The organism is Motilibacter deserti (assembly GCF_011250635.1).
Taxonomy (GTDB): domain Bacteria; phylum Actinomycetota; class Actinomycetes; order Motilibacterales; family Motilibacteraceae; genus Motilibacter_A; species Motilibacter_A deserti.
On the sequence record NZ_JAANNP010000030.1, the window covers coordinates 1 to 20,242 of the forward strand.

At 73.5% G+C, this 20,242-nt stretch carries 15 protein-coding genes and 1 pseudogene; 9 read left to right on the forward strand and 7 right to left on the reverse strand.

Features of this window, described 5'->3' with window-relative positions:
- Window positions 1-543, reverse strand: a pseudogene (locus G9H71_RS16720) (hypothetical protein); the annotation flags it as partial.
- 121 nt (window positions 544-664) lie between these two features.
- On the opposite strand from G9H71_RS16720, the gene G9H71_RS16725 reads away from it, so the two are divergent.
- From G9H71_RS16725 to G9H71_RS16735, 3 genes are all read left to right on the forward strand, one after another.
- Window positions 665-3,106 carry a chemotaxis protein CheW gene (locus G9H71_RS16725; protein ID WP_166283823.1) on the forward strand — a complete coding sequence of 814 codons (2,442 nt, stop codon included), beginning with the start codon at window positions 665-667 and terminating at the stop codon, window positions 3,104-3,106.
- Entirely contained in the window at window positions 3,106-3,525 is a 420-nt protein-coding gene (locus G9H71_RS16730; RefSeq protein ID WP_166283825.1) for a chemotaxis protein CheW, read from the forward strand. Before G9H71_RS16725 ends, G9H71_RS16730 begins: the two co-directional genes overlap by 1 nt.
- 179 nt (window positions 3,526-3,704) lie before the next feature.
- Window positions 3,705-4,610: a hypothetical protein gene (locus tag G9H71_RS16735; RefSeq protein WP_166283827.1), complete on the forward strand. Its 906-nt coding sequence runs from the start codon at window positions 3,705-3,707 to the stop codon at window positions 4,608-4,610.
- Between the two features lie 78 nt (window positions 4,611-4,688).
- Here the strand turns inward: G9H71_RS16735 and G9H71_RS16740 are convergent, their stop codons facing one another.
- Window positions 4,689-5,666, reverse strand: coding sequence for a sugar phosphate isomerase/epimerase family protein (locus tag G9H71_RS16740; RefSeq protein ID WP_166283829.1), 978 nt, complete (start codon window positions 5,664-5,666; stop codon window positions 4,689-4,691).
- A gap of 319 nt (window positions 5,667-5,985) precedes the next feature.
- Between G9H71_RS16740 and G9H71_RS16745 the strand changes: the two genes are divergently transcribed.
- Window positions 5,986-6,678 (forward strand): SDR family oxidoreductase, encoded by a 693-nt coding sequence (locus G9H71_RS16745; protein ID WP_331273065.1) that lies wholly within the window; start codon window positions 5,986-5,988, stop codon window positions 6,676-6,678.
- A 67-nt stretch (window positions 6,679-6,745) separates the two neighbouring features.
- On the opposite strand, the gene G9H71_RS16750 is transcribed toward G9H71_RS16745, so the two are convergent.
- Window positions 6,746-7,768, reverse strand: a complete 1,023-nt coding sequence (locus G9H71_RS16750; RefSeq protein ID WP_166283833.1) for a LacI family DNA-binding transcriptional regulator — start codon at window positions 7,766-7,768, stop codon at window positions 6,746-6,748.
- A 240-nt stretch (window positions 7,769-8,008) separates the two neighbouring features.
- Here G9H71_RS16750 and G9H71_RS16755 point away from each other — a divergent pair, with 240 nt between their 5' ends.
- The 3 genes from G9H71_RS16755 to G9H71_RS16765 are packed head-to-tail and all read left to right on the forward strand — an operon-like array spanning window position 8,009 to window position 11,071.
- Entirely contained in the window at window positions 8,009-9,313 is a 1,305-nt protein-coding gene (locus G9H71_RS16755) for an extracellular solute-binding protein (protein WP_166283834.1), read from the forward strand.
- A gap of 1 nt (window position 9,314) precedes the next feature.
- Window positions 9,315-10,244, forward strand: a complete 930-nt coding sequence (locus G9H71_RS16760) for a carbohydrate ABC transporter permease (protein ID WP_166283836.1) — start codon at window positions 9,315-9,317, stop codon at window positions 10,242-10,244.
- Complete coding sequence (locus G9H71_RS16765) at window positions 10,241-11,071, forward strand: carbohydrate ABC transporter permease (protein ID WP_166283838.1); 831 nt, start codon at window positions 10,241-10,243, stop codon at window positions 11,069-11,071. Before G9H71_RS16760 ends, G9H71_RS16765 begins: the two co-directional genes overlap by 4 nt.
- Window position 11,072: 1 nt before the next feature.
- Here G9H71_RS16765 and G9H71_RS16770 read toward each other — a convergent pair whose 3' ends face one another.
- Both G9H71_RS16770 and G9H71_RS16775 read right to left on the reverse strand, forming a co-directional pair.
- On the reverse strand, window positions 11,073-11,774 hold the full coding sequence (locus tag G9H71_RS16770) for an alpha/beta fold hydrolase (RefSeq protein ID WP_166283840.1): 702 nt from the start codon (window positions 11,772-11,774) through the stop codon (window positions 11,073-11,075).
- 71 nt (window positions 11,775-11,845) lie between these two features.
- Window positions 11,846-13,126, reverse strand: coding sequence for an ROK family transcriptional regulator (locus tag G9H71_RS16775; RefSeq protein WP_331273066.1), 1,281 nt, complete (start codon window positions 13,124-13,126; stop codon window positions 11,846-11,848).
- Between the two features lie 64 nt (window positions 13,127-13,190).
- Here G9H71_RS16775 and xylA point away from each other — a divergent pair, with 64 nt between their 5' ends.
- The gene (xylA, locus tag G9H71_RS16780) at window positions 13,191-14,378 is read left to right on the forward strand and encodes a xylose isomerase (protein ID WP_166283842.1); all 1,188 of its coding nucleotides are present in this window, start codon (window positions 13,191-13,193) and stop codon (window positions 14,376-14,378) included.
- 52 nt (window positions 14,379-14,430) lie between these two features.
- Window positions 14,431-15,846: a xylulokinase gene (gene xylB, locus G9H71_RS16785; RefSeq protein WP_166283844.1), complete on the forward strand. Its 1,416-nt coding sequence runs from the start codon at window positions 14,431-14,433 to the stop codon at window positions 15,844-15,846.
- A 142-nt stretch (window positions 15,847-15,988) separates the two neighbouring features.
- Here xylB and G9H71_RS16790 read toward each other — a convergent pair whose 3' ends face one another.
- Entirely contained in the window at window positions 15,989-17,590 is a 1,602-nt protein-coding gene (locus tag G9H71_RS16790; RefSeq protein ID WP_166283846.1) for a methyl-accepting chemotaxis protein, read from the reverse strand.
- A 388-nt stretch (window positions 17,591-17,978) separates the two neighbouring features.
- On the reverse strand, window positions 17,979-20,242 hold a 2,264-nt coding region (locus G9H71_RS23960), incomplete at its 5' end, for a glycoside hydrolase family 76 protein (protein ID WP_231134968.1).

The following is a 20,242-nucleotide window of genomic DNA, read 5'->3' on the forward strand; positions in this document are numbered from 1 at the left end:
CTCCAGCCAGCGGCGGCGCCGGTCGGCCTCCTCGAGGACGCGGGCGTTGGCGAGCGCCCCGCCGGCGGCAGCGGCGAGGGCCTCGGCGGCCGCGACGTCGCCGTCGCCCAGCACCGGCCCGTGCGGCGCGGCGGGGGCGAGCAGCAGCAGGCCGAGGGCGGCTCCGCGGTGGGTGACGGGGACGCGCACCACGCCCGTGGCCGGCCCGGCGGCGAGCAGCCGGGCGTACGCCGCACGGGCCTCGTCCTCGGGCAGCAGCGCCGCGGCCGGACCGCCCGGCTCGGCCGCGGCGAGCTGCTGGGCCTGGCGGTCCGGGCCCAGCACGACGAGGACCGCGAGCCGGGCCGGCACGAGGGCGACGGCGGCGCGTACGACGTTGGCGAGCACCGCCCCCGGCGTCAGGTCCGCGCCGATCGCGACGACCGCGTCGAGCAGGGCGCGCGCAGGTGCGATGACGACCCCGTCCCGCTCGCCGTGCTCGTCGGTACGCGGGCGCGGGACGGACAGCGCGCGCGAGCCGGCGCCTGGGCGGGGGGAGGACATAGGGGAAGACTCGGCAGCAGATCTCTGTCGCTCAATAGCTTCAGCCGTGCCGGAAGCCGCCGATTGATTCTGCGTCAAGGCCCATCGGTGGGCCTGCTCCGCCGAAGGGAGATCGTCACAGATGGACGGCCTAGAGGGCATGGACGAGATCGTCCAGGAGTTTCTCGTCGAGAGCCACGAGAACCTCGACCAGCTCGACCGCGACCTCGTCGCCCTGGAGCGCGAGCCCGGCTCGCGCGACCTGCTGTCGAGCATCTTCCGCACCATCCACACCATCAAGGGCACGAGCGGCTTCCTCGCCCTCACGCGCCTGGAGTCCGTCACCCACGTCGGGGAGAACCTGCTCAGCCGGCTGCGTGACGGCGAGCTGTCGATGACCCCGGCGACGACCGACGCCCTGCTGCAGATGGTCGACGTCGTGCGCCTGCTCCTGTCCAAGATCGAGTCCGAGGGCGGCGAGGGCGACGTCGACATCTCCGTCGCGGTCGCCGCGGTCGAGGCCTGCCTGAACGCCGGCAACGCGCCCGCCCCGGCCCCGGCCCCCGCCCCGGCCGAGCCGGCCGCGGTGCAGGCCCCGGCCGAGGAGCCCGTGGCCGAGGAGGCGCCGGCGCCGAAGCGGCGTGCGGCGGCCAAGCGCACCACCACGCCGCGCAAGCGCGCGGCCAAGAAGCCCGCCGAGGCCGTGGCCGTCGCCGCCGAGGAGCCGCAGGCGCAGGGCGCCGAGCAGGCCCCGGCCCCCGTGGCCGAGCCCGCCGCCGCGCCGGCTCCCGCACCCGCCCCGGCCGCCGCCAAGCCCGCGCCGGTCGAGCACGCTCCCGAGCCGAACACCGAGCCGCAGGCCCGGCGTACGGCCGCCGACAGCACGATCCGCGTCGACGTGGACCAGCTCGAGCTGCTCATGAACCTGGTCGGCGAGCTCGTGCTCACCCGCAACCAGATCGTGCAGCGGGCGAACGCGGACCACGACATGGAGCTGCTGCGCATGACCCAGCGGCTCAACCTCGTGACGAGCGAGCTGCAGGAGGGCGTCATGAAGACGCGCATGCAGCCGATCGACCACGTCTGGTCCAAGCTGCCGCGCGTCGTCCGCGACCTGTCCTCGATGCTCGGCAAGCAGGTCTCGCTGGAGATGTACGGCAAGGAGACCGAGCTCGACCGCACGCTGCTCGAGGCCATCAAGGACCCGCTGACCCACATCGTCCGCAACTCCGTCGACCACGGCGTCGAGACCCCCGAGCGCCGCCGCGCCGCCGGCAAGCCGGAGACCGGCCTGCTGCGCCTGCGCGCGTTCCACGAGGGCGGCCGCGTCGTCGTCGAGATCGTCGACGACGGGGCCGGCATCGACCCGGTCAAGATCGGCTCCAAGGCCGTCGAGAAGGGCGTCGTCACCGCTGCCCAGCTCGCGGCGCTCAGCGAGCGCGAGGTCCTGAACCTCATCTTCAAGCCGGGCTTCTCGACCGCGGAGAAAGTCACCAACGTCTCCGGCCGTGGCGTGGGCATGGACGTCGTCCGCACGAACATCGAGAAGATCGGCGGCACCGTCGACCTCACCTCGGTGCCGGGCCAGGGCAGCACGTTCCGCCTGACGATCCCGCTGACGCTGGCGATCGTCCCCGCGCTGACCGTCGAGTGCTGCGGCGAGCGCTACGCGGTGCCGCAGATCTCGCTGCTCGAGGTCGTCAGCATCGACGCCCGCCGCGGCACCACCGCGATCGAGACGGTGTCGGGCGCCCCGGTCTACCGCCTGCGCGGCCGCCTGCTCCCGCTGGTGGACCTCGCCGACGTGCTCGGCCTGGACAAGAGCCGCCGCGACGAGGGCAACGTCAACATCGCGGTGCTCCAGTCCGACGGCCGCCCGTTCGGCCTGATCCTGGACCGCGTCCTCAACAGCGAGGAGATCGTCGTCAAGCCGCTGAGCTCCCGGCTCAAGGGCATCGGGGTCTACTCCGGCGCGACGATCCTCGGCGACGGCACCGTGGCCCTCATCCTCGACGTGCAGGCGCTGGCCGCCGGCACGATGCGCAGCGAGGCCGCCGAGCGCGCCGCACAGCTCGAGGCCCAGTCGGCCGCGGTGGCCGAGGTCGAGCGCCTCCTCGTGGCCCAGGTGGCCGGCGACCGGCGGGTGGCGATCCCGCTCGACATGGTCACCCGTCTGGAGGAGTTCCCGAGCGAGAAGGTGCAGCACGTCGGCGCCCGCGAGGTCGTGGAGTACCGCGGCGAGATCCTCCCGCTGGTCCGCCTGTCGCGCCACCTCGGTGGCTACGACGAGGGCACCGGCGAGCGCCTGCCGATGATCGTCTCCTCGCGCGGCGGCCGCAGCGTCGCCCTCGTGGTCGACCGGATCCTCGACATCGTGGAGGAGGGCGTGCACTCGCGCAGCGACGTCGACGACATCGGCCTGCTGGGCAGCGCGCTCATCCAGGAGAAGGTCGTCGAGCTGCTCGACGTGCGGCAGGCCATCCTCGCGGCCGACCCGCGCTTCCCGATCGACCCCCTGCCCGAGCTGTCCGGTGCCCAAGCCGGGTTCGCTGACGACGCCTTCTCCTTCGAAGGGATGCTGTGATGACCCAGCTGGCCACCTTCACCCTGGCCGACCACCTGTTCGGCGTCGAGGTGAGCCGCGTGCAGGAGGTGCTCCGCTACCAGCCGAGCACCAAGGTCTACCTCGCCTCGCCGGCGATCGGCGGCCTGATGAACCTGCGCGGCCAGGTCGTCACCTCCGTCGACCTGCGCCGCCGGCTCGAGCTCGAGCCGCGCAGCGACGGCAGTGAGCCGATGAACGTCGTCGTCCGCGTGGACGGTGAGGTGCTCAGCCTGCTCGTCGACGCCATCGGCGACGTGGTCACCGTGTCCGACGACCTGTTCGAGTCGCCGCCGGAGACGCTCAGCGCCAAGGAGCGCGAGCTCATCGTCGGGGCGTACAAGCTGGAGGACCGCCTCCTGCTGGCGCTCGACATCGACAGGGCGGTCGACGTCACCTGACCTCCGTCCCGTCACGTACGCCCTCCCGCCGCTTGGTGGGAGGGCGTACGTCGTCACAGCGAGTGACGAGGATCATCCGTCCTGTGCTCAAGGACCAACCGACCGGGGGAGTGCCAGACCGTGCCGGGAGGGGGACCCTGGAGGGGTTCCGATTGTCGCGGCGGTCTGGAGGCCCATCCGTGTACTCCCTGGTCAGTGCTCCAGTCCTCGGCTTCGACCTGGTCCGCCGCGCCGGCGGGGCCGAGGCCGCCGACGTCGTCGCCACCGCACTGGCCCTGGGGCCCGAGCACGTCCCCGCCCTCGCGGCCGTCGCCCGCCCTGAGGAGGACCGCGCCGAGGCGTGGGCCGAGCTGGCCCGCGCCACCAAGGACGACGCGACGGTGCGCGCGGTCGCGGCGTCGTTCGGGGCCGGCGCGGGCGCGACGGCGGCCGGCGCCGACGCGGCCGTCTCCACCGCCGCGCTGCGCCGGCTGGAGGTCAGCGGCATCGGCGGCCTCGAGGACCTCATGGGCTGCCTGCGGACCGACGTCTTCGAGTGGGCGTGGAAGCGTTCGGGCGGCGTCGCGGTGCAGGACGAGGACGTGGCCCGCGCGGTGTCGGTCGTCTGCGACGCGGTCGCCGCGGCGTACGCGATGCCGGGGCTGCCGGCCGGGTCGCGCGCGCTGCTGGTCGCCCCCTGGCGGGACGCGCTGGAGCGGCTCGAGGTGGCCGAGCCGTGCCTCGGGCCGAACGCCGACGAGGTGGGCGCCCTGGTCGCGCGGCTGGCGGCGCTGGACGCGCGCGGGCTCGCGGGGCTGGGCGCGGGGGTCGAGGCGTCGCGCCGGTCCGAGCGGCCGTGGGCGGTGGCGGTGCACGCGGCCTCGTGGGCCGCGCACCTGTCGGGACGTACGCGGTGCGCCGCCGCCGCACAGATGCTCACCGTGTCGGCGGTGCACCGGGCGGGGATGAGCGCGCGGGACGCCGCCTCCGGGTCCTGGAACCTCGTGTCCGGAGCCGTGCACGCCCTCGTCGTCGCGGACCTGCTCGGGGACGACGACCGGGCCGCGCTGGTCGAGCCGCTGGAGCAGGCGCTGCCGGACGTGTGAGCCGACGTGGAGACGACCGAAGGGCCGGGGCATCGCCCCGGCCCTTCGCTCAGCTAGGCCCTACGAAGGCGCGAGGCGTCAGTAGCGGATGCCGCGCAGGTAGTTGTAGCCGATCTCGGCCGTCTGCAGCGGGGTCACGTCGGGGGTGTCGTTCTCGACGATGTACTCCTCGGCCTTGTGCGCCTGGAAGATGCGCGCGAAGTCGATGATGCCGGTGCCGAGGTCGGCCATGTCGCCGGGCTGCTGGCCGGGCGTCTGCGGGGTGGCCCCGTGGCGGTCCTTGACGTGGAACTGGCGGGTGCGCAGCGGCGCGTCGTCGATGACGTCGATCGCGAACTGGTGCGGGTCGGCGACGCCGAGGTTGATGCCGGCCGTGACGACCCAGTAGAGGTCGATCTCGAGGTGGACGAGCTTCGGGTCGAGGCGGTCCATGAAGATCTGCCACGGCGTGAGGCCGCCACCGAGGTTGGTGGTGAACTCGTGCGCGTGGTTGTGGTAGCCGTAGCGGATGCGGTTCTGCTTCGCGATCGCGGCCTCGGCGTTCATCTGGTCGGCCCAGCGGCGCCAGTCGTCGGCGTTCGTCGAGGCGAGGTAGGGGACGTTGATGTAGTCCTGGCCGAGGATCTTGGCGTTGGCGATCTTGGTGCGGGCCGCCGTGGTGTTGGCGCTGATGCCGTCGTGGCTCGAGGACGCCTTGATGCCGAGGTCGTCGAGCAGGTCGCGCATCTGCGCGACGGTCAGGCCGCCCAGGCCGGCGAGCTCGACGTTGCGGTAGCCGATGTCCTCGAGCGCCGTGAGGGTGTTCGTGGTCGTCGTCGCGTTCGTCATGATCGAGCGCAGCGTGTAGAGCTGGATGCTGATGCGGTGGTTGACGACCTTGGTCGAGCCCACGCGCGGGATGGCGGCCTCGGCCGGGCGGGCGTTCGCGAGCGCGGCGCCACCGATGCCGGCCGCGACCGTCGCGCCGAGCGCGCCGCGGAGGAAGGAACGGCGGTTCAGTCCACGGTGCTCCAGGGACTGACAGAGGGCAGCGTTGCCGTCATAGCCGTAGCACATGCTTGTGGTTCTCCTTTGCAGACGCGACGGGCACCGGAGACAGGTCCGATGCCCGGGCGGGGTGCTGGCGCGCCCCCCCGCCGCGGACCATAACCAGGTTCTGGTTGGCCGGACAATAGTTTGGCCGCAGATCCTTCTAGTTATGACTCGAGGCAACCAGTTAGCCCGTCAGATCGTCACCCGATGGTGTCGGAAGGCGACGCTGGGGAACTTCAGACGTGCCCGGGGCGTGCTCGGCCCGGCGTGCCCGGACTGCCTGCCGTCGAAGGGATCTCTCGTGCCGATCGAGTCCGCTGACCTCACTGACCGTGTCGTAGCGGTGACCGGAGCGAGTGCCGGCATCGGCACGGCCACTGCGCGCCTGCTCGTCGAGGAGGGCGCCAAGGTCGTCCTCGGTGCCCGGCGGGCGGAGCGGCTGGAGGCGCTCGTCGAGGAGCTGGGGCAGGGCAACGCGGTCGCCGTGCAGACGGACGTGCGCAAGCCCGAGGACCTGCGCCGGCTCGTCTCCACGGCGGTCGAGACGTTCGGCGGGCTCGACGCGATGGTGGCGAACGCGGGCGTCGGGCTCTACGGCGGCATCGAGGACGGCACCGATGAGGAGCTGGCCGAGATGCTCGACGCCAACCTCGCCGGCACGGTCTGGGCCGTACGCGCCGCCGTCCCGGAGCTGAAGCGGCGCGGGGGTGGTGACCTCGTGCTCGTCGCGAGCGTGGCGGGGCTGCGCGGCGACGCGAACGAAGCGGTCTACGCGGCGACGAAGTTCGGCCAGGTGGGCCTCGCCGGCGCGCTGGACCGGGAGCTTCACACATCAGGGATCCGCGTTTCGGCGATTTGCCCTGCAGGTGTCGAGACCGAGTTCGCCATCGGCCGCGGCCGGACCGAGGGGGACCCGTCGCTCGCGGACTACCTGCGCCCCGAGGACGTCGCGTTCCAGATCGTCACGGCGATGAAGCAGCCGCGCCGGCTGCGGACGACGCTGTGGACGATCTGGCCGATGGCGCACCACGGGTAGCCGGGCCGGAAGGCTGGCACGGCAGCGCCCGGGGCGACGCTGCCGGCGGTCGCCGGTCGAGCGGCCCCTACGCCGGCGGCGCCGCGCTGCTGTGGCGTACGACGAGCTCGGTCGCCAGCTCCAGCCGGGGCGTCACGAGCGGCTCGCCCTGCGACAGCGCGAGGATCGTCCGTGCGGCGAGCATGCCCATCTCGACGAGCGGCTGGCGCACGGTGGTCAGGGGTGGCGAGGACCAGCGCGCCTCGGGCAGGTCGTCGAAGCCGACGACGCTGATGTCCGTCGGCACCCGCAGCCCGCGCTGCCGGATGGCCTCGTAGACGCCGAACGCCATCTGGTCGCTGGAGGCGAAGATCGCCGTCGGCGGCCGGCGCAGCGAGAGGAGCTGCTGCGTCCCCGTGAAGCCGGCCTCGTGGTAGAAGTCGCCCTCGTAGACGAGCTCGTCCTCGACCTCGAGGCCCGCGGCCTCGAGCGCGGCGCGGTAGCCGTCGAGCCGGGCGCGGCTGCACAGCAGCCGGCGAGGGCCGGCGATGAGGCCGATCCGGCGGTGGCCGAGCGAGAGCAGGTGCTCGGTCGCGCTCAGCCCGCCCGCCCAGTTGGTCGCGCCGATCGTCGGGACGTCGAGGCTGGGGACCCCGGCCGGGTCGATCACGACGGTCGGGACGTCGAGCCGCCGCAGCTCGGCGTGGACCTTCGGGTCGAGGTCGGAGAGGACGAGGATGACGCCGTCGGACGCGCGCGTCTGGAGGTTCTGCAGCCATTGCCGGGTGGCGGACTTGTGCCGGTGGATGGCCGAGACGACCGTCCCCACGCCCTGCGGGTGGGCCACGTCCTCCACCCCGCGCAGGATCTCCACGGCCCAGGGGCTGTCCAGGTCGTTGAACACCAGGTCGACGAGGCCGGCCCGGTCCGTCGGCTGGCGGGTCCCGCGGCGGCGGTAGCCGTGCCGGTTGAGCAGCTCCTCCACCCGGGCGCGCGTGTCGGGCGCGACGTCGGCGCGCCCGTTGACCACCCGCGAGACGGTCGGCACCGACACACCGGCCTCGCGCGCGATGGCGGTGATCGTTATGCGCTCTCCGTCGTCGCCGGCCACGGTGCCTCCCTTATCCAGCACACAGGTTATGCGGCTGCAAGCCGAAGTTCTGCTGAGACGGCACTTTGCGCCCGGGAGGGGGACGGACGACCGGCTTCCCGGCGTGCGGGCTCAGCCCGGGCTCCGGGGTGGCGATACTTGATCCGGGGGCAGCACCGCGCCGGGGCGGCTTCTCGCGCCACCCCTTGTTCGCGCGGCAACTATCCTGGGACGTACGACCGGCGGCGTCGGGAGGTGGGCATGAGCGAGCTCCTGTCGCGGCGCGCGCTGCTCCGGCGCACCGCTCTCGGCGCGGCCGCGCTGCTGGCTCTCGAGGCCTGCGGGAGCGGCCCGCGCGGCCCCGGCGCTGCCCGGGCGCTGGACATCTGGGTCTGGCAGGACGCCGCCGACAGCGTCCAGCAGGCGGCGGTGGACCGGTTCAACGCGGCCGGCGCCGGGCGGGCCCGGCTCAACCGCGTGCCGGGCGACGGCTACGAGGACAAGCTCCGCGTCGCGATGGGCTCGTCGCGGGCCCCTGACGTCTTCTTCAACTGGGGCGGGGCGAGCGTCAAGGAGTACGCCGACGCCGGGAAGCTGCTCGACCTGACCCCCGTGCTCCGGGCCAACGCCGCGTTCCGCCGGTCGTTCCTGCCCTCGGTGCTGCAGGCCGGGATGGTCGGCGACAAGTACGTCGGCATCCCCATGCGCGGGACGCAGCCCGTCCTGCTCTTCCTCAACGAGGCGGTCTTCGCCGACGCGGGCGTCCGTCCACCGCGGACGTGGGACGACCTGCTCGCCCTGGTCGGCACCTTCACCGAGCGCGGGGTCACGCCGTTCGCGCTCGCCGGCGCCAACGCGTGGGCCGAGCTCATGTGGCTGGAGTACCTCGTGGACCGCTTCGGCGGGCCGGGCGTCTTCGAGCGGGTGAAGAACGGCGACGTCCGCGGGTGGCACGACCCTGCCGTGCTGCGCGCTGCACAGGCCGTCGAGGACCTGCTCGACCGGGGCGCGTTCGGCAACAGCTTCTCGGCGGTCAGCTACAACGCGGGCGGTGCCTCCGCCCTGCTCTCCCGGGGCCGCGCGGCGATGCAGCTCATGGGCTCGTGGGAGTACGCGAACCAGCTCGCCGCCGACCCCGCCTTCGCCCGTGACGGGCTGGGCTGGACGACGTTCCCCGCCGTGCCGGACGGGCGGGGCGATCCGGAGGCGGTCGTGGGCAACCCCAACAACTTCTGGTCGGTCAGCGCGGACGTCCGTGACCGCGCCACCGCGATCGCCTTCCTCAAGACCGCGGCCGAGGACGCGTACGCCGAGGACCTGGTCGCCCGGGGCGCGGTGCCCACGACGACCGACGCGGCGGCACTGCTCGACCGCAGCGCCGACCCTGCCTTCGCGCGGTTCCAGTACGACCTGGTCGAGCAGGCGCCGACCTTCACGGTGTCGTGGGACCAGGCGCTGCCGTCGGCCCAGGCGACCGCCATGCTCACCGCGGTCCAGAAGCTCTTCGCCGGGCAGGTGCGCCCCGCCGAGTTCGTCGACGCGCTGACGGCGCTGCCGCGCGGCTGACGTGGCGACTGCATCGCCGGGCCGGGTGCCGGCCCGGGCCGGAGCCCTGCGCGCGCGGCGTGGCCGTCCGAGCGTGCTCTGGGCCGTCCCCGCGTTGCTCTTCTTCGCCGTGTTCGCCCTTGCCCCGCTCGGGATCGTCGCCTACCTCTCCTTCACCAGCTGGGACGGGCTGGGCGCGCCGACGTGGGTCGGCGGGGCGAACTGGTCCCGCCTGCTGGCCGACCGCGACCTGCGCGACGCGGCCTGGCACAGCCTGGTCCTCACCGTCGCGACCTGGGCCTTCCAGACGCCGGTCGCGCTGCTCCTCGGCGTGTGGTCGGCGGGACGGCAGCGCTCCCGCGCCGTCGTGTCCGCGGTGTTCCTGCTGCCGCTCCTGCTGTCCAGCGCCGCCGTCGCACTGGTGTGGAAGTCCTTGCTCGACCCGAACTTCGGCCTCGTCGCCGAGCTCGCGCCCCGGCTCGGCTTCGACGACGCCAGCTGGTTCTCGACGCCTGAAGGCGCCCTCACCGCAGTGCTCTTCGTGCTCGGCTGGCAGTTCATCCCGCTGCACGCGCTGCTCTACCAGGGTGGCGCGCGCCAGGTCCCGGACGTGCTGCACCAGGCGGCGGCCATGGACGGGGCCGGCACGGCCCGCCGGTTCTGGAGCATCACCCTGCCGCAGCTGCGCAACACCGTCGTGGCCTCATCGGTGCTCATGGTCGTCGGGTCGCTGACCTTCTTCGACACCGTCCTCATCCTCACCGCGGGCGGCCCAGGGACCGCGACGACGATCGTGCCGCTCGTCGCCTACCGGACCGGCTTCGAGGGCTTTGAGATGGGCTACGCGAGCGCGATCGCGTTCGCCCTCGTGCTCGTGGCGACGGGGATCTCGCTGCTCCTGGTCCGCGTTACCGGCTTCGGGCGGATGCACAGCACGCGGGAGGGGCTGTGAGCCCGGCCCGCCGCGTACGCCGCCCGAACGTCGTCGCCCTCGGCGTGCTCGGCTGGCTCGTCGTCGTCGCAGTCCCGGTCTACGCCGTCGTCGTGTCGTCCGTGCGGCGCCGGGAGGACTACCTCGACGGCGGCCCGCTGGCCCTGCCCGACGCGGTCACCGCCGACAACTACCTGCACGCCCTGCGCAGCGGTTTCCCCGGCTACCTGCTCAACTCCACGCTCGTCGCCCTGGGTGTCGTGGCGCTGGTGCTCGTGCTGGCGGTGCCCGCGGCGTACGCCATCGTCCGCTCGGGTTCGCGCGTGTCGGCCCGCACGCTGCGGGTCTTCCTGCTCGGCCTGGCGATCCCGGCGCAGGCCGTCATCGTCCCGGTGTTCCTGCTCGTCAGCCAGCTGGGGCTCTACGACACGCTGCTCGCGGTCATCCTGCCGACGGCCGCCTTCTGCCTGCCGGTCTGCGTCCTGGTCCTCACGACCGCGATGCGCGACGTGCCGGAGGAGATGTACGAGGCGATGGCGCTCGACGGCAGCGGGCCGGCGCGGGCGCTGGTCCGGCTCGTCCTGCCGCTCTCGCGGCACGGCATCGCGACCGCCGCCGTCTACTCCGCCCTGCAGGCCTGGAACGGCTTCCTCTTCCCGCTCGTGCTGACCCAGTCGGAGAGCACCCGCGTGCTGCCGCTCGGGCTCTACGACTTCCAGGACGAGTACGGCACCGACGTCCCCGGCCTGCTCGCGGCGGTCGTGCTCTCGGTGCTGCCGGTGCTCGTCGCGTGCCTGTTCGCCCGGCGCGCGCTGGTCTCCGGGCTCGTCGGGGCCGGCGGCAAGTAGCTCAGGCGCCCGCACCCGCGAGCACCGCGGCGAGCTCCCACGGCCGGGTCCAGGGGTTGTTGTGCGAGCCCGGCAGCTCCACGTCGCGGGCGCGCGGACCTGCGGCCCGCACCAGCTCCCGCCGCCACCACGCCGGTGCGAAGGCGTCGTGCCGCCCGGCGGTGAGGGTCACGGGCACGCGCAGCCGGGCGATCGCCTCCTCGGGGCGGTCCGCGACCGCGGACCGGACGAGCTCGAGGACCGCCCTGCCGCCGCGTACGTAGTCCGGGGCCACGACGAGCTCGCGCGGCGAGTCACGCCGGTACGCCAGCGGCGCACGCGCGGCCAGCCGCAGCAGGCTGCGCTGCCCGGGCGCGACGGTCGGCCCGGCGAGCACGAGCGCGGCGGGCGCAGCGTCCTCCTGCAGCAGCAGTGCGGCGTGCAGCGCGGCCTGCGCGCCGGTCGAGTGGCCGGCGAGGACGAGCCGCCCGGCTCCGGGTCGGGCACGGAGGAGCTGCGCCGTGGCCGATGCGATGCCCTCGACGGTGGGCGGGCACGGCCGGGGGCGCCGCGACCCGAAGCCCGGCAGGTCGAGCAGCACGCACCGGCCGCCGAGGGAGGCGACCGCACGCACGGTCGGCAGCAGGTATCCCAGCGCTCCGAGCCCCGGCAGGAGCACGACGGACAACGACGCGGTCCCCGGCCCGGACTCCAGCGCCCGCACCGTGCGGCTTCCGAGGGGGAGCAGCGCTTCGGTGACCGGTGGGCCGGGCCGGGTACGCGCCGGCCGCGCCCTCAGGCCCCGACGCGTGCGACCCACGACGCGGGGTCGTCGACGACGCCCTGCACGACCGATCGCGCGGCGCCGAGCACCGCGGCGTCGGCCTGCAGGAGGGACGCGCGGACCTGGGGCGCGGACCAGGGCGCGGACAGCAGGCGCCCGCCGATCTCCTGCTCGACGAACTCTAGGATCCAGGGGGCGAGCCGGGCGTAGGCACCGCCGAGCACGACGGCGTCGAGGTCGAGCAGGTTCAGCGCGCCGGCGAGGGCCACGCCCAGCGCGGTGCCCGCCGACTCGAGCGCGGCGAGCATGCTGGGGTCCGCGGTCTTCGCCGTCTCGACGATGCGCTCGACCGCGGACACGCCGCCGAGCGAGGTGCCGCGCGGAGCGGGCAGGCCGGCGGCTCGCAGGATCGCGTCGAGCCCGGCGTACTGCTCCAGGCACCCCCGCGAGCCGCAGGTGCAGTCCGGGCCGTCGGGCGACACCGTGAGGTGGCCCAGCTCGCCGCTCCAGCCGTGCCGCCCGCGCACGAGCGCGCCGTTGAGGACGATGCCGGAGCCGATGCCGATCTCGCCCGACACGTGCAGGAAGCTGCGCGGCGCCCCCGGCTCCGCGGGCGCGGCGTAGAGCTCGGCGAGCGCGGCGAAGTTGGCCTCGTTGTCCACGGTCAGCGGCACGGCGGGCAGGTCCGGGGCGTCGCGCAGCACCGCGAGCACGTCGAGGTCCTGCCAGCCGAGGTTGGGCGCGAGCTGCAGCGGCCCGTACGGCGCCTGCACCAGGCCGGGGACGGCGAGGGCCGCTCCAGCGAGCCGCAGCCCGCTGCGCCGGGCACTGCGCGCGACGTCGGCAGTGAGGGAAGCGGCGCGGGCGAGGGCCTCCGGCGCGGGGACGTCGCGCCAGTCCCCGCCCTCGATGCGCCGGTGGCGCACGACGCCGGCGAGGTCCATCACGCAGACCGCGACGTAGTCGACGTTGACCTCGATGCCGATCCCGGCCGGGCCGGTGCTGGAGAGCACGAGCCCGGTCGCCGGGCGCCCGCCGCGCGGCCGCGCCGTGGGGCCGGACTCTACGACCAGCCCCGCGCCGACCAGGGCGTCGACGAGGCTCGACGCGGTCGCCCGGGTCAGGCCGGTGGCGCTGGCGATATCGGCACGCGAGACGGGGGTATGGGCGAAGGCGATCTCGCGCAGGGCGAGCGCGAGGTTGTGCTCACGCATCCCGCTCTGGCGGGCCGGGCCGGTCGTCCGGCGAGGGCGCCGTGAGGCCGGCCACCTCTCGGCCCGGATCTCGTTCACGGCATTGACAGTGCCACAGACACAGGCTTATGTTCAAGGCCTAAACAAACCTGGGAGGAACATCGTGGCAACGCAGCCGACACGTGAGGACAAGTTCTCCTTCGGCCTCTGGACCGTGGGCTGGCAGGCCCGCGACATGTTCGGCGAGGCGACCCGTCCGCACCTCGACGCGGTGGACGCGGTGCACAAGCTCTCCGAGATCGGTGCCTACGGCATCACCTTCCACGACGAGGATCTGATCCCGTTCGGCTCCTCGAAGGACGAGCGCCGCCAGATCATCGACTCGTTCAAGAAGGCGCTCGAGGAGACGGGCCTCGTCGTCCCCATGGTGACGACCAACCTGTTCGGCCAGCCCGTCTTCAAGGACGGCGGCTTCACGAGCAACGACCGCTCGGTCCGCCGCTACGCGCTGCGCAAGGTCATGGAGAACATGGACCTCGCCGCCGAGCTCGGCGCCGAGATCTACGTCTTCTGGGGCGGCCGCGAGGGCTCCGAGGTCGACCAGGGCAAGAACGTCGGCGCCGCGCTCGACCGCTTCAAGGAGGCGCTCGACACGCTGGCGCAGTACTCGATCGACAAGGGCTACGGGCTCAAGTTCGCCCTCGAGCCCAAGCCGAACGAGCCCCGCGGCGACATCCTGCTCCCGACCATCGGCCACGCGCTCGCGCTCATCAACGAGCTCGACCACGCCGACATGGTGGGCCTCAACCCCGAGGTCGGCCACGAGCAGATGGCCAGCCTCAACTACACCCACGGCATCGCGCAGGCGCTGTGGCACGGCAAGCTCTTCCACATCGACCTCAACGGCCAGCACGGCCCGCGCTACGACCAGGACCTCGTCTTCGGCCTCGGCGACCTGCTGCAGGCGTTCTCGACGGTCGACCTGCTCGAGAACGGCGCCCCCGGCGGCGGCCCGACCTACACCGCGGACCGGCACTTCGACTACAAGCCGATGCGCACCGAGGACATGGACGGCGTGTGGGAGACCGCGAAGTCGAACATGTCGGTCTACCTGATGCTCAAGGAGCGCTCGAAGGCCTTCCGCGCCGACCCCGAGGTGCAGCAGGCGCTCGAGGCCGCCCGCGTGGCCGAGCTCTCCGTCCCGACCCTCGGCGAGGGCGAGACCTACGAGCAGCTGCTGGCGGACACGTCGGCCTACGAGGAGTTCGACGCGCAGGCCAAGGGCCTGGAGGGCTTCAACTTCGCCCGCCTGCAGCAGCTGGCCGTCGAGCACCTGCTCGGCGCCCGCTGACACTCTCCTGACGGCTGCCGGTCTCGGCTACTCCTCTTTCGGAAGGGACGCAATGACGCTCGTCGCAGGAGTCGACTCCTCGACCCAGTCCTGCAAGGTCGTCGTCCGCGACGCCGAGACCGGCACGCTCGTCCGGGAGGGCCGCGCGGCCCACCCGGACGGCACCGAGGTCCACCCCGACGCCTGGGAGTCGGCGCTCGACGCGGCCGTCGCCGAGGCGGGCGGGCTCGACGACGTCGCCGCGGTGGCGGTCGGCGGCCAGCAGCACGGCATGGTCTGCCTCGACGAGTCGGGCAAGGTCGTGCGCCCGGCCCTGCTGTGGAACGACACCCGCTCCGCCGGCGCGGCCGGTGACCTGATCGAGGAGCTCGGCGGCGGGGAGGCCGGTCGCCAGGCCTGGGTCGACGCCGTGGGCCTCGTGCCGGTCGCCAGCTTCACGGTGACCAAGCTGCGCTGGCTGGCCGACAACGAGCCGGACAACGCGGGTCGCACCGCGGCCGTCTGCCTGCCGCACGACTACCTCTCCTGGAAGCTCGCCGGCTCTCCGGGGCTGGACGCGCTCTTCACCGACCGCGGCGACGCCAGCGGCACCGGCTACTGGTCCGCGGCGACCGGTGAGTACCGCACGGACCTCCTCGTACGCGGCCTCGGCCACGAGGCGGTCGTGCCGCGCGTGCTGGCCCCGGCCGAGTCCGGCGGCACCACCCCGGGCGGTGCGCTGATCGGCCCGGGCACGGGGGACAACGCGGCCGCGGCGCTGGGCCTGGCCGCGCGGCCCGGAGACGTCGTCCTGTCCATCGGCACCTCCGGCGTCGCCAGCGCGGTCGCCGAGGTGCCGGCGGCCGACGCATCGGGTGCCGTCGCGGGCTTCGCGGACGCGACGGGCCGCTTCTTGCCGCTGGTGGCCACGTTGAACGCGGCGCGGGTGCTCGACGCGATGGCCCGCATCCTCGGGGTCGACCACGCCGAGCTCTCCCGGCTCGCGCTCTCGGCGCCGGCCGGCGCCGGCGGCCTCGCCCTCGTCCCGTACTTCGAGGGCGAGCGCACCCCCGACAAGCCCGACTCCACCGGTGCCTTGCACGGGATGCGGCTCTCGACCTCCACTCCGGCGCACCTCGCCCGGGCCGCCGTCGAGGGGCTGCTGTGCGGCCTCGCGGACGGGCTGGACGCGCTGGTCGCGCAGGGCGCCCGCGTCGAGCGGGTCTTCCTGGTCGGCGGAGGTGCCCGCTCGGAGGCGGTACGCCGGCTGGCCCCCGCCGTCCTCGGCCGGCCCGTCCTCGTCCCGCCGCCGGGCGAGTACGTCGCCGACGGCGCCGCGCGGCAGGCCGCGTGGGTCCTCACCGGCGCCGCCGAGGCACCGACGTGGGAGCGCGAGGGCACCGAGGCGTACGACGCGGAGCCGACGCCGTTCGTGCGCGAGCGCTACGCCGAGGCGCGCGACCTGACGGTGGCCCAGCCGCAGGTCTGACGGTCCTCCTGCGGGCCGGCGAGAGCGGGCGCGCAGGGCCAGGCAGCGACGAGGCCCGTCGCCGCGACTCCTCGTCGCGGCGGCGGGCCTCCTCGTCGTGGGGCGTCCGGGGCAGGCGCACTGCGCGTCGGACGTCCCCGGGTCAGACCCGGAAGCGGGACACCTGCTGGTGCAGCGCCGCCGAGACCTCGCCCAGGTGCACCGACGCCTCCTGCGCGCTGCCCACCGTCGCGAGGGTCGAGCCGGAGGTCCGGGCCACCGAGTCGACGTCGCTGGCGATGTCCGCGCTGCCGGTCGCGGCCTCGGCGACGCTGCGCCCGATCTCCGCGGTCGTCGCGGTCTGCTCCTCGACGGCCGCCGCGATCGTGGTGGAGAAGTCGTTGACCTGGCCGATGACCGCGGTGATCTCGGCGATCGCTGCCGCCGCACCAGCGGTGTCGGCCTGGATCGTCTCGACCCGGCGGCTGATGTCCTCGGTGGCCCGCGCCGTCTCCTGGGCCAGGTCCTTCACCTCGCCCGCGACGACCGCGAAGCCCTTGCCGGCCTCACCCGCCCGCGCGGCCTCGATCGTGGCGTTGAGTGCGAGCAGGTTGGTCTGCTCGGCGATCGAGGTGATGAGCTTGACCACGGTCGTGATCTCGGCGGAGCTGGTGCCCAGCCGCTCGACCGTCTCCTGCGCCGACCCGGCGACGGCGACCGCGCCGGCGGCGACGCGGGCGGCCTCCGAGGCGCTGGCCGAGATCTCCCGGATCGACGCGCCCATCTCCTCGGCGCCGGCGGCGACGGTCGCGATCGCGCTGCTCACCTGCTCGGCGGTGGCCGAGGTCGTGGTCGCCTGGGCGGTCACCGCCTCGGAGTCGTTCGAGATGGTGCGGCTGGTGTCGGAGATCTGGCGCGCCGTGCCCGCAAGGTCCTCCGAGCTCAGTGCCATGGTCGTCACGGTCTCGCGGATCGACGTCGTGGCCCGGTCGAGCGCGCCTGCCATGGCCCCGAGCTCGTCGCGCGTCTGCAGGCCCACGGTGCGGGTCAGGTCGCCGTCCGCGACCGCGGCGAGCACGTCGTTGACCTGCTGCAGCGGGCGGACGATCTGCCGCGCGACGAGGATCGCCGCGCCGACCGCGAGCGTCAGCCCGACCAGCAGGACGACGAGCATCGTGTTGCGGCCGCTCTCGTACGTCCCCTGCGCCTGCGCCGCGCTGGTCTCCGCGGACTCGTGCTGCTGCCGGGACAGCGTCGTCAGGTCGTCCATGAGCGTCGTGACGATCGGCGCGATCTCGGTCAGCGCCGCCTCGACGCCGGCGCTGTCCCCGGCCCGGCTGGCCGGCAGGAGCTCCTCGTCGCGGATGCTCCGGTAGCCCGTGATGGAGTCCGACAGGCCGTCGACGTCGAAGCCGAGCTCCGCGTAGCCGCGCAGCGCCTCGTCCACGACGGCGTCGTCCTCGGCGAGGAGCTTCTCCCGCTCGGCCTTGGCCTCCGGGTCCTCCTTGAGCGCGTGGTAGAGCACGTCGACCCGGCTCTTCCAGACGCCGCCGCGCAGCGCGTCGAGCTGCTCGGCAGCCCGGAAGCTCGAGGTGTAGATCGCGCCGCCCGCATCGTTGACCGCGGAGAGCTTGACGAGCGAGACGACGCCGGTCGCCAGGGCCGCGACGGCGGCCACGAGGACGGCGAGCAGGATCTTGGTGGCGACTCGGCGGTTGCCGAGCCAGCGAGTCAGCAGCGACGGGGAGCTCGGGTGCGCGCTCATGGTCGTGGCCCCTGTTCCGGCCGGGGTTACCGGCTTCTAGAAGATTGTTGCGAGTTCAACGACCTTCCATTCGGTGCAGGGGTTGCCCAAATGAGGTGCGGCAGCCCGCCATCGCCTGAACGGCGGATCTCCCGGGCCCTTCGGCGCACCGAACGGGGCGCCGGTGCACTACTCCAGTAGTGGCCTAGCTCAGCCGAGGAGGTCGCTCAGGCCGCTGACCAGATAGAGGACACCTGCGACCAGGCCCAGGGTCCAGGCTCCGATGCGTACCCGCTTGCGCGTCTTCTCGTCCACGTGTCGACGGTACGCGACCCTCCCCGCCCCGTGCCCCGCACGCCACCGGCCCGCCCCCGCGCGGGGACGGGCCGGTGACGTCGGGCGGGAGCTGCTACGACCGCGGGACCGCCGCGATCAGTGCGCTGAGCGCGCTGGCCTGCGTGCGCCAGTCGAAGACGTTCGGGTGCGCCGCGCTACCGGTACCGGCCCACCGCACGCCGAGCCGGCCCTGCGCGTCACGGTCCCGGCCCCAGACGCTCGTGGCCTGCCGGTCGACGAACGCCTGGTACCTCGGGTCGCCCGTGCTGTCGGACAGGTCCATGAAGTAGCGCATGAAGATGCCCTTGAACTGCTTGGCGTTGTCGTCGCGGGAGCGGTCGAGGCGGTCGCACGCCTCGGTGAGCACCCCGTCGGACACGAGCGCGGACGACGTCATCGCCGCGTCCGCGAGCCGGCGGGCCGTGGCGAGCGCCGTCGTGTCGCCGGTCGCGCGCCACAGCTCCAGGCCCGCGCCGATGGCGAGGCCCTGGTTGTAGCTCCAGACGGTCCCGCCGTTGTTCCTGCACGCGCCGTCGAGCCCGTCGTTCACGAGGCCCGACGAGTTGATCATGCCGCTGGCGTCGAGCCATTCCCACGCTGTCCGGGACTTGGCCAGCCAGGCGGTGTCGCCGGGGATGCGGTTGTGCAGCTCTGCGGTGAGCCTGACCCAGAGGCCGTTGGTGACGGCGTTCTTGTAGGTCCGCTCGGCGTCCCACCACACGCCGCCGCCGCACGTGTCGTCCCAGTAGCCGTTGACGTAGTCGGCGATCGTGACCGCCATGTCGAGGTACTTCTGGTCCTTCGTGAGGTCGTACGCCTGGATCCAGGTCAGCGCCCACCACTCGGAGTCGTCGATGGCGCGGCTGGTGAAGTTGCCGAGGAGCGGGTCACCGGAGAGGTAGCCGGCGGGGAAGACGCCCTTGTTCTTCTCGAACGTGTTGTCGAGCTGGGCGAGGTAGCGCCTGTCCCCGGTGCGCTGCATGTAGTCCCCGACGGTCTGCAGCGCCACCGCGGAGTTCCACCAGGACGAGGGGAACCACGCCTTGTTCGTGTCGTAGGAGCTCATCAGCACGTCCGCCGCGGCCGTCGCGCGGGCGACCGAGGGGGGATCGGCCAGGAGCGCGTCGACCAGCGGCAGCAGTGCGTCCCTGGCCTGCTGGCTCACCTTGCCGGCCCTGGCTGCGGCAACGGCGGAACGCAGCTTCGTGAGCTGGGTACGCAGCTGCGCCGCGTGGCTCCCGGCCTCCGCCTGCTCGGCCGCCGCCACGATCGCCTGCAGGTCCTTGGCCGTCGAGCCGGCGATGTCGCCGCTCGCGGTGAGCGCCGACACCTGCTGACGGATCGAGACGACACCGGTCGCGGGGGTCAGCCACTGCGAGAGCAGCAGGCGCATCCCGTCGCGGGCGGTGGCGTCCACCTTGGCCGACGACAGCGTGTCGAGCTGGGCCGCGATCGCCTGCACCTGCGCGAGGACGGCCGCGTCGTCGTTCGCGTCCTCGGCCTGCTGGGCCGCGGTGACGAGGCGCTGCAGGTCGCGGGCCGTGCTCGCGACGATCGCCCCGGCGGCCTGGCCGGCGGCGACGGCCGCGGCGAGCTCGGAGGCCTTGGGCGTCGAGGCCAGGAGCTCGACCTCGGCCAGCGCAGCCGGGCCTCCGGTGGTGGCGGTCACCTCGACGCGGTAGTGCCGGAAGACCCCCGGCGCCTGGAGCGAGAACGCCCGCGTCTGCAGCCGCCAGGCGAACTTCTCGGCCGTGCGGGTGTCGAGGGTCGTCCACGTCGTGCCGTCGTTCGAGCCCTTCACGACCCAGCTGGTCGGGTCGCCGCCGGCGGCGGTGGACGAGGTGAGGGTGTACATCGTCGCCCGGGCGGTCCTGCCCGACAACGAGTACTGCACCCAGGGGGTGGCCGTCGGGAACGTCACGCGCGTGTCGGAGGTGTTGTCGAACAGCGCCGCCGCGGAGCCGGCCGAGCTCGTGGGCGTGCCCTTGCCGCTACCTGTGGCGTCCATGAGCGGCTTAGGAACCTGTGTGCCCTGGGTGATCGAGGGCGGCGCGTCGTCGGCGCCGGTGCCCCACGCCGAGGGCGTGTCGCCCATGTCGAACTCGATCGTCCCGCCGTTCGCCAGCTGCTCCTGCGTGAAGTACGTCTTCGTCTGCGCGGTGCCGTTGACCTTCACGCCCTGCACATAGACGTTCGCCGCGCTGTTCTCCGGCGCGGAGATGACGAGGTCCTTGCCGTTCTCCAGGTGCACCGTCGCCTTGGTGTAGAGCGGGGAGCCGATCGCGTACGTCGGGCTGCCCATCTGCAGCGGATAGAACCCGAGCGAGCTGAAGATCT